General features: G+C 67.1%; 18 protein-coding genes, 3 tRNA genes and 1 pseudogene. 11 read left to right on the top strand and 11 right to left on the bottom strand.

The genetic code is table 11. From position 1 onward, the window contains the following. Positions 1 to 18: 18 nt before the first annotated feature. Entirely contained in the window at positions 19 to 900 is an 882-nt protein-coding gene (locus tag FQS62_RS07330; RefSeq protein ID WP_049447784.1) for a helix-turn-helix domain-containing protein, read from the bottom strand. A gap of 173 nt (positions 901 to 1,073) precedes the next feature. Between FQS62_RS07330 and emrR the strand changes: the two genes are divergently transcribed. The 4 genes from emrR to emrB are packed head-to-tail and all read left to right on the top strand — an operon-like array spanning position 1,074 to position 5,785. Beyond that, positions 1,074 to 1,517, top strand: coding sequence for a multidrug efflux system transcriptional regulator EmrR (emrR, locus tag FQS62_RS07335; protein WP_005408766.1), 444 nt, complete (start codon positions 1,074 to 1,076; stop codon positions 1,515 to 1,517). After that, positions 1,514 to 3,007: a multidrug efflux transporter outer membrane subunit EmrC gene (gene emrC / locus FQS62_RS07340; protein ID WP_107379342.1), complete on the top strand. Its 1,494-nt coding sequence runs from the start codon at positions 1,514 to 1,516 to the stop codon at positions 3,005 to 3,007. Before emrR ends, emrC begins: the two co-directional genes overlap by 4 nt. A gap of 11 nt (positions 3,008 to 3,018) precedes the next feature. Continuing rightward, complete coding sequence (gene emrA, locus FQS62_RS07345; protein WP_088479681.1) at positions 3,019 to 4,197, top strand: multidrug efflux MFS transporter periplasmic adaptor subunit EmrA; 1,179 nt, start codon at positions 3,019 to 3,021, stop codon at positions 4,195 to 4,197. Positions 4,198 to 4,204: 7 nt separating this feature from the next. Then, positions 4,205 to 5,785: a multidrug efflux MFS transporter permease subunit EmrB gene (gene emrB, locus FQS62_RS07350; protein WP_049447787.1), complete on the top strand. Its 1,581-nt coding sequence runs from the start codon at positions 4,205 to 4,207 to the stop codon at positions 5,783 to 5,785. A 201-nt stretch (positions 5,786 to 5,986) separates the two neighbouring features. On the opposite strand, the gene FQS62_RS07355 is transcribed toward emrB, so the two are convergent. From FQS62_RS07355 to FQS62_RS07365, 3 genes are all read right to left on the bottom strand, one after another. Beyond that, positions 5,987 to 6,265 (bottom strand): hypothetical protein, encoded by a 279-nt coding sequence (locus FQS62_RS07355; protein WP_208043893.1) that lies wholly within the window; start codon positions 6,263 to 6,265, stop codon positions 5,987 to 5,989. Between the two features lie 328 nt (positions 6,266 to 6,593). Next, positions 6,594 to 6,680 (bottom strand) — tRNA-Leu (locus tag FQS62_RS07360). 39 nt (positions 6,681 to 6,719) lie between these two features. Beyond that, positions 6,720 to 7,631, bottom strand: coding sequence for a LysR family transcriptional regulator (locus tag FQS62_RS07365; protein ID WP_268924297.1), 912 nt, complete (start codon positions 7,629 to 7,631; stop codon positions 6,720 to 6,722). A 99-nt stretch (positions 7,632 to 7,730) separates the two neighbouring features. Here FQS62_RS07365 and FQS62_RS07370 point away from each other — a divergent pair, with 99 nt between their 5' ends. Next, positions 7,731 to 8,477 (top strand): sulfite exporter TauE/SafE family protein, encoded by a 747-nt coding sequence (locus tag FQS62_RS07370; protein WP_208043891.1) that lies wholly within the window; start codon positions 7,731 to 7,733, stop codon positions 8,475 to 8,477. Between the two features lie 56 nt (positions 8,478 to 8,533). Here FQS62_RS07370 and FQS62_RS07375 read toward each other — a convergent pair. After that, positions 8,534 to 8,618: transfer RNA gene (locus FQS62_RS07375), tRNA-Leu, on the bottom strand. A 216-nt stretch (positions 8,619 to 8,834) separates the two neighbouring features. Further along, positions 8,835 to 8,919 (bottom strand) — tRNA-Leu (locus tag FQS62_RS07380). A 128-nt stretch (positions 8,920 to 9,047) separates the two neighbouring features. On the opposite strand from FQS62_RS07380, the gene rnr reads away from it, so the two are divergent. The 3 genes from rnr (at position 9,048) to rlmB (ending at position 12,893) form a co-directional block, all read left to right on the top strand. After that, on the top strand, positions 9,048 to 11,507 hold the full coding sequence (rnr, locus tag FQS62_RS07385) for a ribonuclease R (RefSeq protein ID WP_208043890.1): 2,460 nt from the start codon (positions 9,048 to 9,050) through the stop codon (positions 11,505 to 11,507). A gap of 65 nt (positions 11,508 to 11,572) precedes the next feature. After that, entirely contained in the window at positions 11,573 to 12,055 is a 483-nt protein-coding gene (locus tag FQS62_RS07390; RefSeq protein ID WP_088479684.1) for a GFA family protein, read from the top strand. A 94-nt stretch (positions 12,056 to 12,149) separates the two neighbouring features. Further along, the gene (gene rlmB / locus FQS62_RS07395; RefSeq protein ID WP_005408775.1) at positions 12,150 to 12,893 is read left to right on the top strand and encodes a 23S rRNA (guanosine(2251)-2'-O)-methyltransferase RlmB; all 744 of its coding nucleotides are present in this window, start codon (positions 12,150 to 12,152) and stop codon (positions 12,891 to 12,893) included. 218 nt (positions 12,894 to 13,111) lie between these two features. Here rlmB and FQS62_RS07400 read toward each other — a convergent pair. The 3 genes and pseudogenes from FQS62_RS07400 to FQS62_RS07410 form a co-directional block, all read right to left on the bottom strand. Next, positions 13,112 to 14,553, bottom strand: a pseudogene (locus FQS62_RS07400) (efflux transporter outer membrane subunit). Next, positions 14,550 to 16,508, bottom strand: coding sequence for a MacB family efflux pump subunit (locus FQS62_RS07405; RefSeq protein WP_057501767.1), 1,959 nt, complete (start codon positions 16,506 to 16,508; stop codon positions 14,550 to 14,552). Before FQS62_RS07405 ends, FQS62_RS07400 begins: the two are co-directional and overlap by 4 nt. Continuing rightward, positions 16,505 to 17,746, bottom strand: a complete 1,242-nt coding sequence (locus tag FQS62_RS07410; RefSeq protein WP_208043889.1) for an efflux RND transporter periplasmic adaptor subunit — start codon at positions 17,744 to 17,746, stop codon at positions 16,505 to 16,507. Before FQS62_RS07410 ends, FQS62_RS07405 begins: the two co-directional genes overlap by 4 nt. 203 nt (positions 17,747 to 17,949) lie before the next feature. Here FQS62_RS07410 and FQS62_RS07415 point away from each other — a divergent pair, with 203 nt between their 5' ends. The 3 genes from FQS62_RS07415 to FQS62_RS07425 all read left to right on the top strand — a co-directional run bounded on the left by FQS62_RS07415 (position 17,950) and on the right by FQS62_RS07425 (position 23,298). Continuing rightward, a complete protein-coding gene (locus FQS62_RS07415) occupies positions 17,950 to 18,678 on the top strand; it encodes a response regulator (RefSeq protein WP_005408779.1) in 729 nt (242 codons plus the stop codon). A 6-nt stretch (positions 18,679 to 18,684) separates the two neighbouring features. Next, entirely contained in the window at positions 18,685 to 20,094 is a 1,410-nt protein-coding gene (locus FQS62_RS07420; RefSeq protein WP_049448383.1) for an ATP-binding protein, read from the top strand. A 177-nt stretch (positions 20,095 to 20,271) separates the two neighbouring features. Further along, positions 20,272 to 23,298: a ligand-binding sensor domain-containing diguanylate cyclase gene (locus tag FQS62_RS07425; protein WP_208043888.1), complete on the top strand. Its 3,027-nt coding sequence runs from the start codon at positions 20,272 to 20,274 to the stop codon at positions 23,296 to 23,298. A gap of 67 nt (positions 23,299 to 23,365) precedes the next feature. Here FQS62_RS07425 and rnt read toward each other — a convergent pair whose 3' ends face one another. Together rnt and FQS62_RS07435 are read right to left on the bottom strand one after the other, a co-directional pair. Next, a complete protein-coding gene (gene rnt / locus FQS62_RS07430) occupies positions 23,366 to 23,950 on the bottom strand; it encodes a ribonuclease T (RefSeq protein WP_049448385.1) in 585 nt (194 codons plus the stop codon). A 156-nt stretch (positions 23,951 to 24,106) separates the two neighbouring features. Then, the gene (locus FQS62_RS07435; protein ID WP_208043887.1) at positions 24,107 to 24,628 is read right to left on the bottom strand and encodes an HvfX family Cu-binding RiPP maturation protein; all 522 of its coding nucleotides are present in this window, start codon (positions 24,626 to 24,628) and stop codon (positions 24,107 to 24,109) included. Positions 24,629 to 24,640 lie beyond the last annotated feature (12 nt).

A 24,640-nucleotide genomic window follows, 5' to 3' on the forward strand; every position in this document is an offset into this window, starting at 1 on the left:
CCGCTCGCAATCCTGTGATTATCCGGATGCGGCGGGGGATGCCAAGCCACGTGCAGGGTCCAGCCCGGTTTCCAGGCCATGCCCGGCCCGTGCCAGGTAGCGTCCCGGCGGCAGCCCGAAGTGGCGGCGGAACACGGTGACGAAGGCGCTGGCGCTGCTGAAACCCAGTGCATGGGCGATATCGGCCACGCTGCGGCCTTCGGTCAGCTGGCGCAGGGCCTCGGACAGGCGGGCCTGCTGCCGCCACTGCGCGAAGCTGAGGGTGGTCTCGTCGCGGAAGTGACGGGTCAGGCTGCGCGGCGACAGGCCAGCCCAATGCGCCCATTCGGCCAGGCTGCGCTCGTCGGACGGGTCGGCCAGCAGCTGTGAGGCGATCTTCAGCAGGCGCCGGTCGTGCGGCATCGGCAGGTGCATGCGCTGGCGCGGCGCGGTGCGGATCTCGTCCAGCAGCACGCTGATGATGTGCTGGCGCTCGGGCGTGGTGTCGTAGCCCTGGGGCCACTCGCAGATGCGGTCGGCCAACGCCTGTGCCAGCTTGGACAGGCCCAGCACGCACGGGTCGGAAGGCAGGGGGGCGCAGTCCGGTGCAGCCAATGCCATGCCCCAGCCACGCAGTGGGCCGTCGAGAGTGACCGTATGCGGCTCCAGTGGCGGCATCCAGCCGGCCGAGCCCGGTGCCAGTGACCAGGTGCCGTGCGAGGTGCGGGTGGTCAACAGACCGCGCTCCACGCAGATCAGCTGCGCGCGCTGGTGATGATGCCAGTCCACTTCTCGAACCAGTCCCTGCGGGCTGTCAAAGCGGAAGGCGACAATCGGTGGGCCGTCATTGCGCTCGAACCAGTCCAGTGCGTCATCCCTGAGCAGGCGCTTGGAAGGGGGGATTTCTGCCTTGTTCATCATATTCGCTGGCTGAAATGTGACATCCATTGGCTGAATTGTACTACCGGGCCACCTGACCAGATCATTAAGGTAGGCGCCTTTACTGATCCAGCCCGCTGCTGCAACACAGCATTCGATGCCAGATCGAATATTTCCATTGAGAAATATTTTTTTTTGGAAGAGAATGCTCCCCCATGATCTGTCCTGCAACCACTCCCCCCAGCTTCGGCCTGCTGCTGCGCCAGGTGCGCGACGGCCTGGTCCGGCAACTGGACGCGTCCATGGCCGAAGAAGACCTGGGTATCGGCTTCACCCACTACATCGGGTTGAAGGTGCTCTCGCACATGGCCCCGTGCACGGCCAACGAACTGGCCCAGGCCATCGACCAGGTGCCCAGCGCAGTCACCCGCCTGCTGGACAAGCTCGAGGCACTGGGCTGCGTCCGCCGCGAACCGCATGCGCAGGACCGGCGTGCGCTGCAGATCGTGCTGACCGATGAAGGCCGCGCGCTGTGGGCGCGGTTGAAGCTGCGCGGCGACGCGGTGATGGATTACGCCCTGCGTGATCTTTCCGCCGACGAACGCACGCTGCTGCTGTCCCTCCTTACCCGAATCCGCGATTCCCTGACGACCCCATGAACCCGATCCCGCATTCCACTCTCCGCCGGTCCGGGCGCGCGCTGCTGGTGTCAGCGCTGGCCCTGGCCCTGGCCGCCTGCGCCAGCAGCCGTGGCCTCAACCCGCAGGGCCACGTGCTTGATGTGGACAGCCTGCACAGCGAACGCACCCTGGCCGATACCGATCTGAGCGCCACCGGCTTCCCGGCGCAGGACTGGTGGAAGGCGCTGGGCGATGCGCAGCTGGACGCGCTGATTGCCGAGGGCCTGGCGGGCCACCCGAGCCTGGATGCCGCCGATGCGCGCCTGCGCCAGGCACAGGCCCAGGTCGGCGCCGCACGCGCCGATGAGCTGCCCAGCCTGTCGGTGTCCGGTGGCTACACCGGCCTGCGCCTGCCCGAGTCGATGGTCGGCAGTGAAATGGGCGGTCGCTATGGCGGCAGCAGCCAGGTCGCCTTCGATTTCAGCTACGGCGTCGATCTATGGGGCGGCAAGCGCGCTGCCTGGGAAGCTGCGGTGGATGGCGCGCATGCCGCCACCGTCGAAGCCCAGGCCGCACGCCTGAACCTGTCCACCGGTATTGCCCAGGCCTATGCCGACCTGGCTTACGCATGGCAGCTCAACGACGTGGCCGAGGAAGAACTGAGCCGCTCGCAGAAGTCGCTGCAGCTGACCCGCCAGCGCCGCGGCGCCGGGATCGACAGCGATCTGCAGGTGCGCCAGGCTGAGGCCCGCGTGCCGGCCGCGCAGCAGCAGGTGCTGGCCGCGCAGCAGCGCATCGACGCCGCCCGCACCGCGCTGGCCGCACTGGTTGGCAAAGGCCCGGACCGTGGCCTGTCGATCCAGCGCCCGCAGCCGTTGAACCCGATGGCGCTGCAGCTGCCGGGCGTGCTGCCCAGCGAACTGCTGGGCCGTCGCCCGGATATCGTCGCCGCACGCTGGCGCGTGGAAGCGGCCAACAAGCAGATCAAGGTCGCCAAGACCAAGTTCTACCCCAGCTTCAACCTGACCGCACTGGCCGGCGTGGTTGCCCCGAACGTGGGCGATCTGTTGAAGAGCAGTTCCACCTTCGCCTACATCGGCCCGGCATTGAGCCTGCCGATCTTCGAAGGCGGCAAGCTGCGCGCCAACCTGGCCAACACCGATGCGCAGTACGACCTGGCGGTGGCCAACTACAACCAGACCGTGCTCGACGCACTGCGCGATGTCGCTGACCAGGTCAACGCGGTGCGTTCGCTGGCACAGCAGGCGCACTCGCAGCAGCAGGCGGTGGACACCGCCCGCTCGGCCTTCGACCTGGCCCAGCAGCGCTACCGCGCCGGCATCGGCAGCTACCTGGACGTGCTGACCGCGCAGTCCACCCTGCTGCAGTCGCAGCAGCAGCTGGCCGGCCTGCAATCGCAGCAGGTGCAGACCTCGGTGCGCCTGAGCAAGGCGCTGGGTGGTGGTTTCCAGCCCGCTGACGCCGACCGCGCACCGATCGCCTCCCATTCCGATTCCTCGCATTCCTGAAGACCTCCGCCATGAGCCAGACCCAAGACACCGCGGCCCCGGCCGCCTCCAACCGCCGCGGCAACCTGCTGCGCGGCCTGTTCGTGATCGTCGTGCTGCTGCTTGCCGCACTGGCACTGTGGTACTTCATGTTCGGCCGTTGGTTCGAAGAAACCGACGACGCCTACGTGCAGGGCAACCAGGTGCAGATCACCCCGCTGGTGGCCGGTACCGTGGTTGCCATCAACGCCGATGACGGCATGCGCGTGGAGCGCGGCCAGCTGCTGGTGCAGCTGGACCCGTCCGACACCGCAGTGGCGCTGCAGCAGGCCGAAGCCAACCTGGCCAAGACCGTGCGCCAGACTCGAGGCCTGTACCGCAGCGTGGAAGGCGCGCAGGCAGACTTGAACGCCCGCCAGGTGACCCTGAAGCGCGTGCGCGAAGACTACGCCCGCCGCAAGGACCTGGCCGCCACCGGCGCCATCTCCAACGAAGAACTGGCCCACGCGCGTGACGAGCTGGCTGCTGCCGAAGCGGCCGTGGCCGGTTCGCGCGAGACCGTCGAGCGCAACCGCGCGCTGGTCGACGACACCGTGATCGCCACCCAGCCGGACGTGCAGGCGGCCGCCGCACAGCTGCGCCAAGCCTTCCTCAACAACGCCCGCGCCGGCATCGTCGCGCCGGTCACCGGGTATGTCGCCCGTCGTTCGGTGCAGGTCGGCCAGCGCGTGCAGCCGGGCAATGCCCTGATGGCCGTGGTGCCGACCGAGCAGATGTGGGTCGAGGCCAACTTCAAGGAAACCCAGCTGCGCCACATGCGCCTGGGCCAGGAAGTGGAGCTGAAGTCGGACCTGTACGCCGGCGACGTGAAGTACAAGGGCCGCATCCAGAGCCTGGGCCTGGGTACCGGCTCGGCGTTCTCGCTGCTGCCGGCGCAGAACGCCAGCGGCAACTGGATCAAGATCGTGCAGCGCGTGCCGGTGCGCATCGCCATCGATGCCAAGCAGCTGGCCGAACACCCGCTGCGCATCGGCCTGTCGATGAAGGCCGAAGTGAGCCTGCGCGACCAGAAGGGTGAAGTGCTGCCGAGCGCCCCGGCCAAGGGTACGGTGTTCGACACCGACGTGTATGCCAAGCAGCTGCATGATGCCGACGAGGTGATCCACACGATCATCCAGGGCAACCTGCCGCAGCAGGCGAAGGTGGGCTGAGGTCGCCATGTCCGCACAAGCTCCAGCCGCGCCCGGCGCTCCGGCGGCGCCGGGTGCGGCCTCCGGATTCCTGCCGCCCAGCGTCGCCCTGTGCACCGTGGGCCTGGCCATGGCGTCGTTCATGCAGGTGCTCGACACCACCATCGCCAACGTCTCGCTGCCGACCATCGCCGGTAACCTCGGCGCCAGTTCACAGCAGGCAACCTGGGTCATCACCTCGTTCGCGGTCAGCACGGCCATCGCGCTGCCGCTGACCGGCTGGCTCAGCCGCCGTTTCGGCGAACGCAAGCTGTTCGTCTGGGCCACGCTGGCCTTCGTCATCACCTCGCTGCTGTGCGGCCTGGCGCAGAGCATGGGCATGCTGGTGCTGTCGCGTGCATTGCAGGGCTTCGTGGCCGGCCCGATGTACCCGATCACGCAGTCGCTGCTGGTCTCGATCTATCCACGTGAGAAACGCGGACAGGCATTGGCGCTGCTGGCGATGATCACGGTGGTGGCGCCGATCTGTGGCCCGATCCTCGGTGGCTGGATCACCGACAACTACAGCTGGGAATGGATCTTCCTGATCAACGTGCCGCTGGGCATCTTCGCTGCGCTGGTGGTGGGCAACCAGCTGAAGGGGCGCCCGGAGCAGATCGAGAAGCCGAAGATGGACTACGTCGGCCTGATCACTCTGGTGATTGGTGTCGGTGCGCTGCAGCTGGTGCTTGATCTTGGCAACGACGAGGACTGGTTCTCGTCGATGAAGATCGTGGTGCTGGCCTGCGTGGCGGTGGTGACGCTGACGGTGTTCCTGATCTGGGAACTGACCGACAAGGATCCGATCGTCGACCTGAAGCTGTTCCGCCATCGCAACTTCCGTGCCGGTACGCTGGCGATGGTGGTGGCCTACGCGGCGTTCTTCAGCGTGGCCCTGCTGATTCCGCAGTGGTTGCAGCGTGACATGGGCTACACCGCGATCTGGGCGGGCCTGGCGACGGCGCCGATCGGCGTCCTGCCGGTGATCATGACGCCGTTCGTGGGCAAGTATGCGTCGCGCTTCGACATGCGCATGCTGGCGACCATCGCCTTCGTGTTCCTGTCGATGACCAGCTTCCTGCGTTCCGGCTTCAACCTGCAGGTGGACTTCCAGCATGTGGCCGGCGTGCAGTTGATCATGGGCATCGGCGTCGCGCTGTTCTTCATGCCGGTGCTGCAGATCCTGCTGTCGGACCTGGATGGGCGCGAGATCGCGGCGGGCTCCGGCCTGGCCACGTTCCTGCGTACGCTGGGCGGCAGCTTCGCGGCGTCGCTGACGACGTGGCTGTGGGCGCGGCGCACCCAGGTGCACCATGCCGACCTGACCGAGCACATCTCGGCCTATCAGCCGGGCATGCAGGACCAGGTTGCCGCGATGGGGCAGGGCGACCTGCAACACGGTGCAGCGGTACTGAACAACATGATCAACCACCAGGCATCGCAGATGGGCTTCAACGACATCTTCTTCCTGCTGGGCTGGATCTTCCTGGCGATCATCACCTTCCTGTGGCTGGCCAAGCCGCCGTTTGGTGCGGGCGCGGGTGCGGCCTCTGCGGGCGGTGGGCACTGATCGATCTGCCACTCGGTAGCGCCGGGCCACGCCCGGCGGATTTCCCGCAGAATGCATCCGCGCATGGCGCGGATCTACTGGATGCAGATGCAGAAACCCCGCCGGATGGCGGGGTTCTTGTTTGTGCGTTGCTGGCAACGTCGCGCCGTGTCTATCTGGTGGCGTACCGAAGTACATCCAGGCCAAGAGCATTAGCCAAGTCTAGCGGGTGCGATACACGCGCTTGAACACCACGCGATCACGGAACAGCTGGGCCATCGCCCACATTCCTGCCACAAGTACGACGCCGCCGCTGATCCAGCCGGCAGTGGCCTGCAGGTGGCTGCCGACGAATGCGCCGCAGACAAGGGCGGCGACAAAGACAACCGCGTACGCTTCCCGGGATGCGCCATAGTGGACTTCGGCCTGGCATCCCACGCAGACACTTACGCCGTGGTGGGAGGCGGTGTGGCAGTGGGGACAGATGATGCTGCGCTGCATGGAGCGTCCTTTATTGGAGGAAGGCGCGCAGGGGCAGGGCATGATGGAGTGCCTGCACCCGGCATCCGAGAATCTGCCTGCCGGGGGCGAGGAATCGCGAGTGGATTCCATCCAGGAGAAGTACGAGTTCGAACGAAACGTGGAATGGGTCCCGAAAAGGTTGTCGTTCTGGGCGCGATAGCGACGCGCCGGCGGGAGATCGCGCGAGCAGGTAGCTGCCAAGGAGGTGCCGGATACGACACATTGAGCGGCAATCGCAATGCAACGTGCACCCAAACCCCGGACATGAAAAAACCCGCTTTCGCGGGTTTGATCATTTGCTGAGTCATGGTGCCCAGGAGAGGACTCGAACCTCCACGAAGTTGCCCCCGCTAGCACCTGAAGCTAGTGCGTCTACCAATTCCGCCACCTGGGCGACTCAGGAGACGAATTATGGGGAACGACAGAGGATGTGTCAACAACATTTCACACTTTTTTTCTGCGGCTGCACGCCCAGGTGATGCAGCAGGCTGCGCATCGCCGGTGACAGCTGCGCCCACTCGGCAAAACACGCACACAGGCGACGTTGTGCCCACGCATCCGAGAGCCCTATGCCCACCGTGTGCGTGCTGCGCCGATGCTGATGGGCGATGGTCCGCGGCACGATGCCGACACCGATACCGTGGCCGACCATGATGCACACGCCTTCGAAGGTCTTCATGCGGATACGCACATCCAGGCGTCGCCCGATGTCGCGCGCCTGGTCCTCGATGTAGGTCTGCAGTGCATTGCCATCCGCGAGGGCGACGAAGGTCTCGCCGGCAACATCGGCGAAGGTCACGCTGCGCTTCGATGCAAGGCGGTGGTCTGCGGGCAGCAGCATCACCAGTGGGTCCTCGGCCACCACATGCTGCTGCAGGCCGGCAGCGTCGACTGCATCACTGATGATGCCGGCCTCGGCCTGGCCAGCGCTGATCGCACGCACGACTTCGGGGCTGGTGCGCTCCAGCAGTTCCACGTGCAGGCGTGGGCGTTCGGCCAGCCACGGTGCCAGCCGCGAGGGCAGGTAGTTGGTCAGTGCTGCGGTATTGGCATACAGATGCAGGGTGCCGCGCGCGCCATGCGCGAATGCCTGCAGTTCGCTGCGCAGCTGCGTCTGCTGCTGCAGGATCAGGCGTGCATGGTGGGCGAGGGCGGCGCCGGCTTCGGTCAGGCTGACGCCACGTGGATGACGGTTCAACAGCGGGGTGCCGGCATCGGCTTCGATCGTGCGCAGGCGTTCGCTGGCCGACGCCAGTGCCAGGTTTGCCTGCGCTGCGCCGGCCGTGATGCTGCCCGCCTCGGCAATCGCCAGGAACAGGCGCAGGTCGGCGATATCCATCCGCATGTGATGCCCTCATCGCAATGCCCGAGCCTTCGGATCAGCCGAAGGGTGGGCCGGGAAGACCGCATTGTGCGCCGTGCGACGGCCCGATCCAATGAAGGCATGAATGAATCGATGTACTTCTACGTGCTGCTGGTGGTGGTGTTCGTGCTGGCCGGTGTGGTCAAGGGCGTGACCGGCATGGGCCTGCCGACCGTGGCGATGGGGCTGCTCGGCAGTACGCTGTCGCCGGTGGCGGCGGCGTCGATGCTGTTCATTCCCACCTTCGTCACCAATGCGTGGCAGCTGTTGTCCGGGCCGTCGCTGGGCCACATCGTTCGGCGGCTGTGGCCGATGATGCTGGCGGTGGTGGCGGTGACGCTGGGTTCGGTAGCGCTGCTGGTGCGGGTCGATCGCACCGGGTCGCGCGTTGCACTGGGTGTAGCGCTGGTGGTCTATGCGGCCTATGCCCTGCTTGCGCCGGTGTTCCGCGTGCCGCAGCGGCGCGAGCGTTGGCTGGGGCCGCTGGTGGGCGCGTTGTCGGGCGTAGTGACCGGCGCCACCGGCGTGTTCGTGATGCCGGCGGTGCCGTACCTGCAGTCGCTGGGGTTGCAGCGCGAGGAGCTGGTGCAGGCGCTCGGGCTGGCGTTCACCGTATCGACGATTTCGCTGACAACTGGCCTGGTGCTGCACGGCGCATTCGGCATCCAGCAGCTGGGGCTGAGTGCGTTGGCGGTGCTGCCGGCATTGCTGGGCATGTGGCTGGGGCAGGTGATCCGGCAGCGGATCAGTGCGCGGGTGTTTCGCGCCTGCTTCCTTGCGTTCCTGCTGTTGCTCGGCCTGGAGCTGGTGCTGCGGCCGTTGTTCTGATGCCGGGTTCCGGACATGAAAAAACCCGCTTTCGCGGGTTTTTCTCATTCTCGACGTGGTGCCCAGGAGAGGACTCGAACCTCCACGGTTTTACCCGCTAGTACCTGAAACTAGTGCGTCTACCAATTCCGCCACCTGGGCGTCGAGGAGCGAGATTATGGGGTGTTGTTACGGGGGTGTCAACACTTTTGCAGATCCGGGGTCGGATCCCGTTTCGTCTGCGAAGCGGACTCTGACGGCAGGGGGCTCACGTTGGGTCAGAGCCTTTTCCTGTGGAAAGGGAACCGACCCAAGGGTCGGCCCCATTGCCGGATTACACGCAAAAAAAATCCCCGCCAAAGCGAGGAGTTTTTTCGTTGGTGCCCAGGAGAGGACTCGAACCTCCACGGTTTTACCCGCTAGTACCTGAAACTAGTGCGTCTACCAATTCCGCCACCTGGGCGTTCCAGAGGCGCAATTGTGAAGATGAACCCGCAGGCTGTCAACGACTTCCTGAATATTTTTCACGCAAGGCCTTGAAGACGGTCACTGACCCGTTCTGCACGCCGTCAGCGGCTACCATGTAAGGCGATGACTACCAAAAAACCAAGCAAGGGCGGGAGCACCTCCCGCAGCCAGGCCCCGAAGAAGGGCGCCAAGGCGGGCGCAGCCCGCACCACCAAGCCGGGCAAGCCGTTGCCGGGCTGGTTCCCTGAATTGAATGAAAGCGGCGCGCCACCGCGAGGCCGCAAGGTCCGTAGTGCCGACGCCCCGGGCCCGGCCCCGGGCCGCAAGCTGCCGCCGACCGGCAAGGTGATCGACGATCCCTATGCCGCCCGCGAAGCCGAGAAATACGAACAGCCCATCGCCAGCCGCGAAGCCATCCTGGCCCTGCTGGAGCGTTGCGAAGGGCCGCAGACCGCTGAAGAACTGGGCGCGCGCCTGGGCCTGACCGCACCCGACCGGGCCGAGGCGCTGTCGCGCCGGCTCGGCGCCATGGTCCGTGATGGCCAGCTGGTGCAGAACCGCCGCGGTGGCTTTGCCCCGATCCAGACCCTGAACCTGATCACCGGCGTGGTGATCGCCAACCCGGAAGGGTTCGGCTTCCTGCGCCCGGTCGAGGGCGGTGACGACCTGTTCCTGCCGCCGTATGAAATGCGCAAGGTCATGCACGGCGACAAGGTGCTGGCCCGCGTGACCGGCATCGATCACCGTGGTCGCCGCGAAGGCAGCATCGCCCGCGTGCTTGAGCGCGGCATGACCCGTCTGATCGGTCGCTTCAGCATCGAGATGGGCATCAACTACGTGGTGCCCGACGACAAGCGCGTGCAGCGCAACGTGCAGGTGCCGCCAGACCAGACTGGTGGCGCGCGCGACGGTCAGCTGGTGGTCTGCGAGCTGACCCAGGCGCCGGACAGCCGCCGTCCGCCGATCGGTCGCATCATCGCCGTGCTCGGCGACAAGCTGACCGCCTCGCTGGTGGTGGAAACCGCCATCCACGGCCATGAACTGCCGTTCGAGTTCCCGCAGGAAGTGCTGGACGAAGCGGCCTCGGTGCCGCTGGTGGTCGAGCCGGCGATGATCGGCGACCGCGTCGATCTGCGCAGTACGCCGCTGGTCACCATCGACGGTGAAGATGCCAAGGACTTCGACGACGCGGTGTACTGCGAGCCGAATGCCGATGGCTTCCGCCTGGTGGTGGCGATTGCCGATGTCTCGAACTACGTTCGCCCCGGTACGCCGCTGGACGAAGAGGCGCAGAAGCGCGCCACCTCGGTGTACTTCCCGGGCTTCGTGGTACCGATGCTGCCGGAGACACTGTCCAACGGCATCTGCTCGCTGATGCCGAAGGTCGACCGCATGTGCTTCGTCTGCGACATGCAGATCGACCGCGACGGCCTGGTCACGCATTCGCGCTTCTACGAGGCGGTGATGAACTCGCACGCGCGCCTGACCTACACCCAGGTGTGGAAGGCGGTGGGCGAGGACGATGCTGATACCAAGGCCTGGATGGGCGATCTGCTGCCGCAGGTGCAGCGCCTGCACCAACTGTACAAGGTGCTGTCGAAGGCACGTGCCAAGCGTGGCGCGATCGAGTTCGAAAGCAGCGAAGTGCGCTTCGTGCTGGACAACCGCGGTGAAGTGACCCAGGCCGGCATGCTGGTGCGCAACGACGCGCACAAGCTGATCGAGGAATGCATGATCGCGGCCAATGTGGAGGCGGCGAAATACCTGCTGTCGCGCCACGTGCCGGCTCCGTACCGCATCCACGAGAAGCCGCCGGAAACCAAGTACGCCGACCTGCTGGAATTCCTCAAGGAGTTCAAGCTGAGCCTGCCGCCGTGGTCGAAGGTGCGCCCGGGCGATTACACCAAGCTGCTGAAAAAGATCCGCGACCGCCCCGATGCCACGCTGCTGGAATCGGTGCTGCTGCGCAGCCAGAGCCTGGCGATCTACAGCCCGGAAAACCACGGTCACTTCGGCCTGGCACTGGAGGCGTACGCGCACTTCACTTCGCCGATCCGTCGCTATCCCGATCTGCTGGTGCACCGTGCGATCAAGCACGCGCTGTCCGGCAAGCCGCTGGACAAGTTCACCTACAGCGCCCGCGAGATGGCCGCGCTGGCACTGCAGTGTTCCGAGCGCGAGCGTCGTGCCGACGAGGCTGAGCGCGAAGTCGACGAACGCTACCGCGCGGCGTGGATGGAAAAGCACGTGGGTGGCCAGTTCGATGGCGTGATCAGCGGCGTGACCAGCTTCGGCCTGTTCGTGGAGCTGGATGAGTCGAAGGTGCAGGGCCTGGTCCACGTCACCCAGCTGCCGCAGGACTATTACAAGTTTGACGCGACCCGCAAGACGCTGACCGGCGAGCGCCGCGGCAGCAGCTACCGGCTGGGCGACCGCGTGCGGATCCTGGTGCTGAAGGCCAGCATGGAAGAGCGCAAGATCGACTTCCGCCTGGTCGAGCACAAGGGCGAGGACGAGGGTGATGGCCTGCCGCCGCTGCCCGAGCGTGGCAAGCCGGCCAAGCGCACCAAGAAGCAATATTGAAAGGTGCCGACCCACGGTCGGCACCCACCTCACCCGGTCGGCACGATCTTCTGGAGGAACCCACCATGCAGGGCAAACCCGAATACAGTGGCGGCTGCCAGTGCGGCGCGATCCGCTTCCAGGCGCGTGGCGAGCTGACCGACAGCTCGATCTGCCATTGCCGGATGTGCCAGAAGGCCTTCGGTGCCTACTACGCGCCGCTGGTGTCGGTGCGCGGCGTGCAGTTCAGCTGGACCCGGGGCCAGCCGCGCTATTTCCAGTCGTCCAACGTGGTGCGGCGCGGCTTCTGCGCCGACTGTGGTACGCCATTGACCTACGAGGCGCCCGATGGCGTGGCGGTGGCTGCCGGCGCGTTTGACGAGCCCGAACGCCTGCCGCCGACGATCCAGTACGGGGTCGAACGCAAGCTGCCCTTCGTCGACAGCCTGGCCAGCCTCCCGGCGCGACGTACCGAGGATGACATCGCCGCGCTGGATTTCCTGGCCACGATCGTGTCCCACCAGCACCCCGACCACGACACGCCGCACTGGCCGCCGCGCAGCCGTTGAGGTTTGTGTAGAGCCGAGCCCATGCTCGGCTGCCTTGAAGCGCGGCCGCCGCCGATGCTCTACCATAGCCACCCCCTTTCCGGTCCCCGCCCGCATGAGCAAGAACAGCCAGTGGATTGTCGGCGTCAACGCCGTCGCCTCCTCCATCGAGAACGACGCCGAGAACGTCCGCGAAGTGCTGGTCGAGGCCGGTGCGAAGAACCCGCGCCTGACCGAGATCGAGGAAAACGCCCGCCGCAAGGGCATCGACGTGCGCAAGGTGAACAGCCAGGCGCTGGACGGTGTCGGCGGTTCGGTGCGCCACCAGGGCGTGGCCGCGCGTTATGCCGCCGCCCGCACCTACAGCGAGAACGAGCTGGAAGGCCTGGTCACTGCAGCCGAGGGCAAGGCCCTGTTGCTGGTGCTGGACGAGGTGCAGGACCCGCACAACCTGGGCGCCTGCCTGCGCTCGGCCGCCGCGGCCGGCGCCACTGCAGTGATCATCCCGAAGGACAAGTCGGCCACGGTCAATGCCACTGTGCGCAAGACTTCGGCCGGTGCCGCCGATCTCATCCCGGTGGTGGCGGTGACCAACCTGTCGCGCTGCCTGAAGGACCTGCAGAAGCAGGGCGTGTGGATCTATGGCCTGGCCGGCGAAGCCACCGCCTCGCTGTACCAGCTTGACCTGAAGGGCAACATCGCCCTGGTGCTGGGTGGCGAGGCCGATGGCCTGCGCCGCCTGACCCGCGAGAACTGCGATGGCCTGGTCAAGATCCCGATGCCGGGCGAGATCGAGAGCCTGAACGTGTCCGTCGCCGCCGGCGTCAGCCTGTTCGAGGCCGTGCGCCAGCGCGGTTGATCGGCCGGCGTGATCTGAGCCCTTTTTTTGATCGGAAGGATCGTGTCGACCAAGGTCGACACCTACCAAAGCGTGCATGACGGCTTTCCGACAACGCGCTGGAATCAGTCGAGTTCACGGCGCCCCCTGCCACCGGACCCACCCCGCCATTCAACGGAATGCCCCGTTGTTGACGTTGACGTTGTTTCGGCGGGTGCGGGGCGCAGCCCCGCATCGCCTCACCCAGCGCTGCCGCCCAGTGCCTTGAACAGGGTCACGTCGTTGTTCAGCTGGCCCTGGCGCACGCGTGCCAGCGACAGCTCGGCATCACGCCGGGTCTGCTGCGCTTCCAGCCACGTGCGCAGGTCGGTGGCACCCACGCGGTAGCGCACTTCCTGCGCGCGCTCCACTTCCACCGCTTCGTCATACGACGCCTGCGAGGCCGCCACCTGGCGCGCCAGCTGCTCGCGTGCCGACAGCGCGTTGTCCACTTCCGAGAGTGCGGTGTACAGCGTCTTGCGGAAGTTGGTCGCAGCAATCTGGTAGGCCGTACCGGCGATGTCGGTATCCAGCTGCGCGCGCTGCAGGTTGAGGAACGGCAGCGACAGGCCGGCGCCCAGCGTGGCCACCGGGTTGCGCAGCACGTCACCCAGTGACGTTGCACTGGAGCCCAGGCTGCCGGTCAGGCTCAGCGCCGGGTAGTACTGGGTAGCGGTCACCTTGATGGTCTTCAGGCTGTTGCGCAGGCGCAGTTCGGCCGCGCGCAGGTCGGGACGGCGGCCGAGCAGGTCGGCCGGCAGTCCTTCGTTGATGCCGGGGCTGCGTGCGGCCAGCAGGTCCTGCGGTTCGTCCTGCTGCGGCCAGGGCGTGCCGTCCAGCAGCACTGCCAGTGCATTGCGCACCTCCACCCGCTGCTGTTCCAGTGCGCTCTGCGAGGCACGCTGCGATTGCAGGTTCTGCAGTGCCTGGCGCACTTCCAGGCGCGATACCGCACCAGCGTCGAAGCGGGCCTGCACCAGTTCGCGGGTGCGCTCCAGCCGTTCCAGGTTGGCCTGGCCGGTGGCGATGGACTGGTTGAGATAGGCCAGGTTCCAGTACTGGGTGATGGTGTCGCCGATCACCAGCAACGCGGTGTTCTGCCGGTCTTCCTCGCTGGCTTCGGCTTCCCAGCGGGCGATGTCGCGCTGGGTGCGCAGGCGGCCCCACAGATCGACCTCCCAGCCCAGCGAGACGCCGGTGGAATAGCTGCGTCGCCAGTCATCCGCCTGGTCGGTGGCGCGGCTGGCGCTGCCGCTGACCCCGGAGGATGAAGGCTGCGGCCACAGCGCGTTGCTGGCCAGGCCGGCCTGCAGGCGCGAACGCTGCACGGCCAGGCCGGCGGCGGTCAGATCGCTGTTGGCGGCCAGCGCCTGCGCCACCAGGCGATCGAGACGTTCATCGCCGAAGCCGGTCCACCAGGTGTCCTGGCGGATGTCGCGGCCTGGTGTGTCCAGGCTGCTGCGCGGGTCGTCGGCCGGTGCGTTGAGGGTGGCATCGCCACGGCCGTAGCTGGCCGCCACGTCGGGGGCCTGCACCGGGTAGCGGCCCACCGAGGCACAGCCTGAGAGGGCGAGCAGAACAGCGCCCGCCAGCAGCAGGCGCGAGGGAGCGGCAAGGGCAGTCGGGTCATCATCATCTTCATTCGCGGGCCAGGGCCTCCACCGGGTCGAGCTGCGCGGCGTTGCGCGCGGGCAGGAAACCGAACGCCACCCCGATCAGGGTGGAGCAGGCAAACGCGGCAACGATCGAGGCGGTGGAGAACAGCACCTGGAAGTCACTGGCGAAGCGGCCGATCATCGAGCCCAGCAGCAGGGCCAGGCCGATGCCGAGCACGCCGCCGAGCAGGCACACCAGCACCGCTTCGATCAGGAACTGCTGGCGGATGTCGCTCTGCCGTGCACCCACGGCCATGCGGACCCCGATCTCACGGGTGCGCTCGGTCACCGACACCAGCATGATGTTCATCACGCCGATGCCGCCCACCAGTAGCGCGATGGCGGCGATGGCGCCGATCAACAGGGTCATCGTGCGCGTGGTCTGCTCGATGGTCTCGCGGATCTCGGCGCTGTTGCTGAGGAAGAAGTCCTCGGTGCCATGGCGCATCGTCAACAGTCGGGTGATCGCTTCCTGTGCGGCATCCATCGGCGTGTCGTCGTCCACGCGCACGGTGATGCTGGAGACGTGGCTCTGACCGAGCATGCGTGACATCACCGTGGTGTACGGCACCCACACGCTGAGGCTGGTGCTGCCGCCGAAGCCGAAACTCTGACGCTTGGCCACACCGACCACGCGCGCCGGCACGTTGCCGAGCAGGATCACCTGGCCGACCGGATCGACATCGGGGAAGAACTGGGTCTGGGTGTTCTCGTCGATCACAGCCACCTGGCCCAGGCCCTTCACCGCATCGCTATCGAAGAAGCTGCCGCTGAGCAGGGTCACACCCTTGACCCGGAAGAACTGCTCGCCAACGCCGCTGACCTGGGCGGTGGAGGACTGGTTGCGGTAGCGGGCGGTGACCGAGGTCGACACGCTGGGGGTGGCACTGTCAACGTAGCTCTGCTTTGCCAGTGCATCGGCATCGCTGGCCTTGAGCGTCTGAACCCGCGCCGAGCGCATGTCGCCGAAACCACGGCCGGGATAGACGTCGATGGTGTTGGTGCCGAGCGCGCTGATGTTCTGCAGGATCTGCTGCTGCGAGCCATTGCCCAGCGCCACCACCGAGACCACCGAGGCGATGCCGATGATGATGCCGAGCATGGTCAGGAAGGTACGCAGCCGATGTGCGTTCATCGCCAGCAACGCCATGCGGAACGCTTCGGTGAAACGGTCGCGCGCCGCCCGCCAGCTGTTGCCGTGGGCAACACCGGTGCTGGCCTCGCGCTGTGCGCGGTAGCTCGGTGCGTTCGGGTTGGCGCGGTCGGCGATGATCTCGCCATCGCGGATCTCGATGATGCGCTGCGCATGTTCGGCAACGCTCATGTCGTGGGTGACGATGATGATGGTGTGGCCTTCGGCGTGCAGCTCGCCGAGGATCGCCATCACTTCCTCGCCGGATTTCGTGTCGAGCGCGCCGGTCGGTTCGTCGGCCAGGATCACCTCGCCGCCGTTCATCAGGGCACGTGCGATCGACACGCGCTGCTGCTGGCCACCGGACAGCTGGCCCGGCTTGTGATGCATGCGGTCGCTCAGGCCCAGCCGTTGCAGCAGCTGCTCGGCACGCGCGTTGCGCACGGGCCCGGGGCTGCCCGCATACACCGCCGGTACTTCCACGTTGCCGCGCGCATCCAGGTCGCCCAGCAGGTGGTAGCGCTGGAAGATGAAGCCGAAATGCTCGCGGCGCAGTTCGGCCAGCTCGTCCGGTTCCATCTTCCCGGTTTCGCGGCCGGCTACCTGGTAGCTGCCACGGGTGGGACGATCGAGGCAGCCGAGGATGTTCATCAGCGTCGACTTGCCCGAGCCGGACTGGCCGACGATGGCCACCATCTCACCGGCGTGGATGTCGAGATTGACGTCACGCAGCACGGCGATCACATCATCGCCGGCCGGGAATTCGCGTCGCAGGTCGCGCAGGCGCAGCAGCGGCGCCGTCGTGCTCATCGGCGCCCCATGCCCGGGCCGCCGACCCGCATCTGCATGCCGCCGCGGTTGCCACCGCCGGCACTGGCACCGGCCGCACCGGCTTCGCCGACCACCACGCGCTCGCCTTCCTTCAGCCCGGACAGGATCTCGGCCGAGGCGCCGTTGTTGATGCCCACGGTGACCTTGCGCGGCTGCGGCTGGCCCTTGTCGTCCAGCACCCGCACCATGCGCTCGTCGCCACGGCGCTTCGGCCCCAGCGCTACCGCCGGCACCATCAGCACACCCTTGGCCTGCTTGAGCAGCACCGAGACCTGCGCGGTCATGTCGATGCGCAGCGTGCCGTCCGGGTTCTCCACATCGAACAGCGCGTTGTAGTACACCGCGCTGCTGGAACTGGAGCTGGACGAACTGCTGGAACTGGAGGAGTTCTCGTTGGCGATCGAGGCTGGCGCCGGATTGATCTGGCGCAGCGTGGCGTGGTACTTGCGGTCCGGCTCGCCCAGCGTGGTGAAGTACACCGGCATGCCGGCCTTGATCTTGACCACGTCGGCCTCGGAGATCTCGGCGTTGACCGTGACCACGTCCAGCCGCGCCAGCATCACGATGGTGGGCGCGGTCTGGTTGGCGTTCACGGTGCGGCCTTCCTCGGCCACCACCGCGACCACGGTGCCATCCATCGGCGCGGTGATGCGGGTGTAGGCCAGGTTGGCGCGTGCGGTGCCCAGCTCGGTTTCGCGGCCCTTGATCTGCGCCTCGTAGGACTGCAGCTGGGCGCGGGCAGTCTTCAACTGTGCTTCGGCGGCATCGTATTCCTGGCGCGAGGTGGCCTCGGCGGCCAGCATCTGCTTCTGGCGCGCGAACTCCAGTTCGGCCTGGCGCAGGGTGGCCTGCTGCACGGCGCGCTGGGCGGTGACCTGGTCCAGCGAGGCCTGCGCGTTGAGCACCTGGTTCTGCTGGGTGGTGGCATCGATCTCGGCGATCAGGTCGCCTTCCTTCACGGTATCGCCCAGCTGCACCTTCAGCGACTTGATCTGGCCCGAGGCCTGCGCACCGACGCTGACCAGCTTGTAGGCGTCGATCACGCCGGTGGCCTCCACGGTCTGCTCGATGTCGCCGCGGCTGACCGGGGTGGTCGCTACGGCCGGGGCGGCGGGCTTGCGCAGCAGCCACCAGGCACCTGCGGCGACGGCGAGGGCAAACAGGGCGATCAGTATCAGGCGACCTGGGCGGGTCGCGGGCAGCAGGCGGAACGTCACGTCGTGGCTTCACTCTCGGGGCCGCGGTGGCGGCGTTGGTGGGCATTGTGAAGATCGACCGACGGGGGGCCAATCCTCGGGGTATGTCTGTATGTAACACTGTCGGTGAATACGCGTAACCACAGGTATCCCGCCCATGGCTGGATACACTGGTACGCATTGCCCCGGATGCGGTTCAGCTGCCGACACGGGATGATCGCGACATGGAGACTGAAAACACGATGCATCGACTGCTGATCGTCGACGACGACAACGACATCCGCACCCTGCTGGCAGAACAGCTGGGCCGTGCCGGCTACCAGGTGAGCACGGCCGCCGACGGCACCGCCATGCGCCAGCTGCTGGACCGTGAGCACGTGGACCTGATCGTGCTCGACCTCAACCTGCCGCGTGAGGATGGCCTGACCCTGTGCCGCGACCTGCGCGCGCGCTCGAACACGCCGGTGATCATGCTGACCGCACGCGCCGAGCCGATCGACCGCGTGCTGGGCCTGGAAATGGGTGCCGACGACTACCTGGCCAAGCCGTTCGAACCGCGCGAGCTGCTGGCGCGCATCCGCAACGTGCTGCGCCGGACCGAGGCGCTGCCGGCCAATCTCGAGCCCCTGGCGGTGCGCCGCGCACGTTTCTCGCGCTGGGTGTTCGACCTGGAACATCGCCACCTGGTGGACCCGGACGACCGCGTGGTGGTGCTGTCCGGCGCCGAGTTCCGGCTGCTGCGGGTGTTCATCGCCCATGCCAACAAGGTGCTGTCGCGCGAACAGCTGGTGGCGCTCAGCAGTGGCCGCAACTACGAAGCGCAGGACCGCGCCATCGACCTGCAGGTCAGCCGGCTGCGCAACAAGCTGGGTGACGACGGTGGCCCGGATGGCCTGATCAAGACCGTGCGCAACGAAGGCTATGTACTGGCCTCGTCGGTGAACCTGGAATAAGCCTCGATGAAGCGCCTGCGCCATTTCCTGTCCTCGATGGTCGGGCGGTTGTTCGTGATTCTGCTGCTGGGCATGAGCGTGGCCGCGATCGGCGCGACCATGCTGGCCACCTCCAAGCGTCAGCAGGAGTTCGAACGGCAGAACCTGAACCGCATCGCCGACCGCCTGCAGGGCTACGTCAATCTGCTCGATGGCAATCCGGAGCTGCGCGAGCGCCTGCTCGAGATCGGCGGGCCGAGCGTGCGTGCGCTGCAGCCGGGTGCTCGCCTGGGACGCGCCGACACCGCGCTGATGGAGGTACTGGAAGACCGTCCGGGGCCGGTGTCCCGCGCCCACGTGCACTTTGCTTCGTTCCGCTCGTGCATTCCCAAGCTGCAGGATCTGCTGCCGCCACCGCCGCCCGGGCACCGCCGGCATCCGCGCGAACGCGATCCGGCGTTCATCCCACCCAAGTGCCGTGCGGTGGACGTGACCCTCAACGACGGTACGCTGCTCAAGCTGGCGCTGGATTCACCGGCCGTGGCGCACAACGGCATCCTTGCCGTGGACCCATGGTTCCTGACCCTGCTGGTGCTGGCGATTGCGGTGCTGGCGTACATCGTCGCGCGCATGGCCAGCGCGCCGCTGCAGGAACTGGCCGCTGCCGCCGAGGACCTTGGCGATGACCTGCAGCGTGATCCCTTGCCCCTGCGCGGGCCGCGCGAAGTGCAGCGTGCCGCCGAAGCCTTCAACGCCATGCAGCACCGCCTGCAGCGGCATCTGGCTGAGCGCACGCAGATGCTGGCGGCGATCACCCATGACCTGCAGACGCCGCTGACCCGCCTGCGTCTGCGCCTGGAAAACGTCGGCGATGAAGCGCTGCGCGAGCGCCTGATCGGTGATCTGGCGGCGATGCAGGCACTGGTGCGCGAAGGCCTTGAGCTGGCCCGCAGTGCCGAAAGCGCCGAACAGCGTGCCGCGCTGGACCTGGATTCGCTGCTGGAGAGCATTGTTGAAGACACGGCCGAGGGCGGCGGTGATGTCGTCTTCGAAGGCGGCAGCGGAGCGGTGTTGATGTTGCGTCCGCTGGCCATGCACCGCCTGTTTTCCAACCTGGTGGATAACGCGGTGATGTATGCCTACCGGGTGCGTGTACGGGTGGAGCGCAGTGGCGGTGCGATCACCGTAGTGGTGGCCGATGACGGTCCCGGCCTCGCCGAGGATCAGCTGGAGGCGGTGTTCGACCCGTTCGTGCGGGTGGAAACCTCCCGTTCGCGGGAAACCGGCGGTGCCGGGCTGGGCCTGACCATCGCCCGCGCACTGGCCGAGAAGGACGGCGCTCGCCTGTGGCTGCGCAACCGCGCCGAAGGTGGGTTGGAGGCGGTGGTGCAGTGGCCGGCCAGCGCGCAGGTGGTTCCTCCGGGCCGGGCCGGCTGAGTCCGCCCGCCGGCCAGCGGTGACGCCAGGGCCGGGGTTTGGCCTATCATCTGCGCAACTCCCAAGTTTCCCGTCGATGAGCCAGCCTGTTCCCGCCGGCATGCCGTTCCGCGCTGCCCGGCCGTTCCCGCACCCTGCCTGCTCCGGCGGCTGCATCTGGCCACCGCCGCTGCACTGATGGGCGGACAGGGGGGCAACGGGCGCTGGGTGGAGTGCCACGTATCGGGATTCAGGCGGGCGCTGCGGCAGGGGCTGCTGTGGCTGCTGCTGGCGGTCGCGCTGCCGCTGGCCGCACAGGACGGTGCCCCACCGCTGCGCGACTACGCCATTGATGTATGGACGTCGCGCAACGGCCTGCCGCACAACTCGCTGCGCGACATCGCGCAGACCCCCGAAGGCCACCTGTGGTTCGCCACCTGGGAAGGCCTGGTGCGTTACAACGGCCTAGATTTCACCGTGTTCGACCGCAGCACCCGCCCGGGCCTGCGCGACAACGGCATCGGCGCGCTGCTGGTCGACCGCCAGGGTGGTCTGTGGATCAGTGATTCGCGCGGCAACGTCAGCCACCGCGGCAACGATGGGCAGTGGCGTGTCTGGGAGCATCGGGCCGATACCCCGCAGGTGCTGATCCAGTCCATGCAGATGGACAGCCAGGGCCGTCTGTGGTTGCTGTATGAAGGCAAGGGCATCGGCTATCTGACACCGGACACCGGCATCGTCTACCGGGCGCCGGCGGCCGACCTGCCGATGGCGATGAGCTTCACCAAGCTGGTGGTCGATGCGCAGGACCGGGTCTGGGCCGGCACGCTGGACGGGCTGGTGCTGCGTGACAACGACGGCGTGCTCAAGCGGGCCCCTGCAGCCTGGGGGCTGGGCGCCGGCAGTGGGCTGTCGTGGCCGTACCGCGCTCCGGATGGCGCGCTGTGGATCGTCGCCGGCGAGCGCCTGTACCGGGTGGAGGATGACCAGCTGGTGTTGATGCACCGTCTGCCGGGCCAGCTGCACATGACCTCGATGCTGCAGGACCGCCACGGTGACCTGTGGCTGGGCACCGAGAACCAGGGCCTGCTGCGGATCTCCGCACATGGCCTGGAGCGGCTGCCGGCGGGCCTGAACCTGCCGGGTGGGCGCGTGGTCAGCCTGCGCGAGGACGCCGAAGGCAGCATCTGGGTGGGTGCCAATGGTGGCCTGTACCGGCTGCGCGAAACACTGTTCAGCAGCTACACCGAGCGCGATGGCCTCAGTGGCGACTATGTGCGCACCGTGTTCGAGGACCGCGACCGCCAGCTGTGGGTCGGCAGTGCCAGCGGCCTCGACCTGCAGACCGCCGATGGCCGCTTCCGCGCGATGCCGCTGCACAACCGCGGCGGCAAGGCACCTTCGGTGCTCAGCCTGGCGCAGGGCCCGGACGGTGACCTGTGGGTCGGAACGTTCGGCGATGGCGTCTACCGTCTTGGCCGTGATGGCAGGCTGCGGCACAACTATGCCGCAGCCGATGGCATGCCGGGCGGCAACATCCGCGCGATCAGCGTGGACCCGCAGGGCGTGGTCTGGGCCGGCACGCAGAAGGGCGTGGTGCGCATCGATGGCGACCGCGTGCAGGTATCAGACATTGCGGGGATGCCCGGTGGCCTGATCACCGCGCTTGAGCACGACCATCAGGGCAACCTGTGGATCGGCACCATCGAGGGAATCCGCGTGCTGCGCGGTGACCACGTGCAGTCGATCGACCTGGCGCCGCTGGGCGGGGGCCGCAGTGTGTTCGGTTTCCACCAGCTGGGCGACGCGATGTGGATCAGCAGTGACCGTGGCCTATACCGCTGGCGGAACGGCACGCTGGCGCGGGTGGGGCTGGAGCAGGGCATGCCGGTGGATGCGGTGTTCCAGCTGGTGCCGGATCGTCTTGGCAACGTGTGGATCAGCAGCAACCGCGGCGTGCTGCGCACCGACATGGCGACCCTCAATGCCGTGGCCGATGGCCGCGCACCGCGGGTGGTGGTGGAGCGCTACAACGAGATCGACGGGATGGCCAACGCGCAGGCCAACGGCAGCTCCGGGCCATCGGCCATCCTGCGCCAGGACGGCACGTTCTGGGTGGTCACCGCCGGAGGCCTGAGCACCGTCGACCCGCAACGCCTGCAACGCTTCCGCGAGCGCCTTTCACCGCCGGCAGCGATTGAAAGCGTGCAGGTGGATGGCGCACCGGTGCATTGGGAAGGTCCGGACCGGAACTACATTCCCGGCGGCCGCCGCTTGACGGTGAGCTACGTCGGCTTGAGCTACCTGATGTCTGACCGGATCCGCTACCGCACGCGGCTGGACGGCCTGGATGCGGGATGGGTCGAACGCGGCCCGCAGCGCAGCGTGGAGTTCGTCGGCCTGCCGCCGGGCGACTACACCCTGCACGTGGCCGCTGCCCATCCGGGTGGCAGCTGGGGCCAGCAGGAGGCGGTATGGAGCTTCACTGTGGAGCCGTTCTGGTGGCAGCGACGCAGCGTGCAGGTGCTGGGTGGCCTGTTGCTGCTGGCCGGGCTGGTGGCGCTGTACCGCCTGCTGCTGCAGCAGTTGAAGGCCAGCAACCTGCGCCTGGCGCGGCGGGTGGATGAAGCCACCTTCGACCTGCAGGCCAAGACCGTGCACCTGCAGGCGCTGAACCAGGAAAAGACCGAACTGGCCGAGCGTCTGGCACGCCAGGCCGAGGCCTTCGAACGGCAGGCCCGCGAGGATGCGCTGACCGGCCTGGCCAACCGCCGTGCCTTCGATGAAACCCTGGCCCGCGACTTCGCGCGTGCGCAGCGCAGTGGTCATCCGCTGTGCCTGGTGGTGCTGGACATCGACCACTTCAAGGACGTCAACGATCGCCACAGCCACAGCATCGGCGATGCGGTGCTGGTGCAGGTGGCGAGGCTGATCGCCGCCGCCAGCCGCGATTCGGACCTGCCGGCGCGGACCGGTGGCGAAGAGTTCGCGCTGCTGCTCAACGACACCCGCCTGGAGGAAGCCGCACAGCTGTGCGCGCGCCTGCGCGGCCTGTTCCATGACCATCCCGACTGGGCCGGCGTGGCGGGCCTGCGCGTGACCTTCAGCGCAGGCCTGGTGGAACTGGATGCCGATGACCGCACCCCGGCGCTGCTGTACCAGCGCGCCGACCGCGCGCTGTACCGCGCCAAGAGCGACGGCCGGGATCGTACGAGCATTGGTTGATTGCATCCACGCATGGCGTGGATCCACCGTGCGGTGAGTGGTGGGTGCGGTTGCGCCGTTGACTGGCTTACCGCGGCCAGGCGTTGGCGATGGTGCAGAACAACCGTGCAGTCTGCTCGGTGTCATACACCGCGCTGTGCGCCTCGTTGGCGTCCCAGCCCAGCCCGGCGGCCGTGGCTGCACGCGCCAGCACGGTCTGCCCGTAGGCGATGCCGGCCAGGGTCACCGTGTCGAACACGCTGAACGGATGGAACGGATTGCGCTTGTGACCGGTACGTGCAACCGCCGCGTTGACGAAACCGAGGTCGAAATGTGCGTTGTGGCCGACCAGGATCGCGCGCTGGCAGCCGTATTTCTTCATCGCCGCACGCACCGGGGTGAAGATGTGGTCCAGCGCGGCTTTCTCTTCCTTGGCCAGCCGGAACGGGTGGTCGAGGATGATGCCGGTCACTTCCAGCGACTTCGGGTCGATCTCCAGGCCTTCGGCCGGTATCACGTGGGCGCTGGCGGTCTGGCCGGGGTAGAGCAGGCCGTTCTCGTCCATCTCGATCGGCACGGCAGCGATTTCCAGCAGCGCGTTGCGCTGGCTGTCGAAGCCGCCGGTTTCCACATCCACCACCACCGGCAGGAAGCCGCGGAAGCGTTGTGACATCGCGCGCTGCGCCTGGGGTACTACGGAATCGGGAGCGGCGGCAGGTGCGGGAGTGGGGTCAGTCATGCGTGAATTCTAGCAGAGCGACCCTGAGTGCCCGGCCAGCCTTCTGTGCATGGGTTCCCGGCGTGGGCGTGTGTCGACCAGGGTCGACACCTACCGAACCGCTGGCCGCGCAGGTGTGGCCGAGGGAGACCACCGCGCCAACCACGCATCCACGCTCAGTCTGCCGGCGCCGGTGAAGATCAGTGGCAGCAGCATCGCCATGAACAGCACCGGCAGCTTGAAGTTGCCGAAGCCCTGGTCAGTGATCGCATAGCCCATGGCGAGGTCGGCCAGCGAGTTCCACTCCATCGGCCAATGCACTGCATAGGTCGCCACAATGGTCAGCACCAGCAGGCTGGCTGCGGCAAACCGGGTGCCGAAGCCAACCAGCAGGCAGGCCGCGCCGATCAGTTCGAACCAGGTGGCGAGCTGCCAGTTCAGGGCAGCCGGCAGCTGGTCGAACGGGAACGGGAAGGCGTCCTGCAGATCGGCGAACCAGTTCTGCCCGTGCAGTTTCTCGCGGCCGGATTCGAAGAATTCCCAGGCCAGCAGCAGGCGCAGGCCGAGCGGGGCCAACCAAGGGGCGAGACAGTCCAGCTGGCCGCGCGCGGTGGCCAGGGTCGGGAGGTTCATCGGCGGTTCTCC

The sequence above is a fragment of the Stenotrophomonas sp. SBJS02 genome, from assembly GCF_020428325.2.
GTDB classification, from domain to species: Bacteria; Pseudomonadota; Gammaproteobacteria; order Xanthomonadales; family Xanthomonadaceae; genus Stenotrophomonas; species Stenotrophomonas africana.

Bases quoted from the DNA above. Each gene is read 5' to 3' on its own strand.
- FQS62_RS07425 (WP_208043888.1), top strand. From the start codon at position 20,272: ATGGGCGGACAGGGGGGCAACGGGCGCTGGGTGGAGTGCCACGTATCG.
- rnt (WP_049448385.1), bottom strand. From the start codon at position 23,950: ATGTCACAACGCTTCCGCGGCTTCCTGCCGGTGGTGGTGGATGTGGAA.
- FQS62_RS07405 (WP_057501767.1), bottom strand. From the start codon at position 16,508: ATGAGCACGACGGCGCCGCTGCTGCGCCTGCGCGACCTGCGACGCGAA.
- FQS62_RS07415 (WP_005408779.1), top strand. From the start codon at position 17,950: ATGGAGACTGAAAACACGATGCATCGACTGCTGATCGTCGACGACGAC.
- FQS62_RS07390 (WP_088479684.1), top strand. From the start codon at position 11,573: ATGCAGGGCAAACCCGAATACAGTGGCGGCTGCCAGTGCGGCGCGATC.
- FQS62_RS07370 (WP_208043891.1), top strand. From the start codon at position 7,731: ATGAATGAATCGATGTACTTCTACGTGCTGCTGGTGGTGGTGTTCGTG.
- emrB (WP_049447787.1), top strand. From the start codon at position 4,205: ATGTCCGCACAAGCTCCAGCCGCGCCCGGCGCTCCGGCGGCGCCGGGT.
- FQS62_RS07355 (WP_208043893.1), bottom strand. From the start codon at position 6,265: ATGCAGCGCAGCATCATCTGTCCCCACTGCCACACCGCCTCCCACCAC.
- emrA (WP_088479681.1), top strand. From the start codon at position 3,019: ATGAGCCAGACCCAAGACACCGCGGCCCCGGCCGCCTCCAACCGCCGC.
- FQS62_RS07435 (WP_208043887.1), bottom strand. From the start codon at position 24,628: ATGAACCTCCCGACCCTGGCCACCGCGCGCGGCCAGCTGGACTGTCTC.
- emrC (WP_107379342.1), top strand. From the start codon at position 1,514: ATGAACCCGATCCCGCATTCCACTCTCCGCCGGTCCGGGCGCGCGCTG.
- emrR (WP_005408766.1), top strand. From the start codon at position 1,074: ATGATCTGTCCTGCAACCACTCCCCCCAGCTTCGGCCTGCTGCTGCGC.
- FQS62_RS07330 (WP_049447784.1), bottom strand. From the start codon at position 900: ATGATGAACAAGGCAGAAATCCCCCCTTCCAAGCGCCTGCTCAGGGAT.
- FQS62_RS07365 (WP_268924297.1), bottom strand. From the start codon at position 7,631: ATGCGGATGGATATCGCCGACCTGCGCCTGTTCCTGGCGATTGCCGAG.
- rlmB (WP_005408775.1), top strand. From the start codon at position 12,150: ATGAGCAAGAACAGCCAGTGGATTGTCGGCGTCAACGCCGTCGCCTCC.
- rnr (WP_208043890.1), top strand. From the start codon at position 9,048: ATGACTACCAAAAAACCAAGCAAGGGCGGGAGCACCTCCCGCAGCCAG.
- FQS62_RS07420 (WP_049448383.1), top strand. From the start codon at position 18,685: ATGAAGCGCCTGCGCCATTTCCTGTCCTCGATGGTCGGGCGGTTGTTC.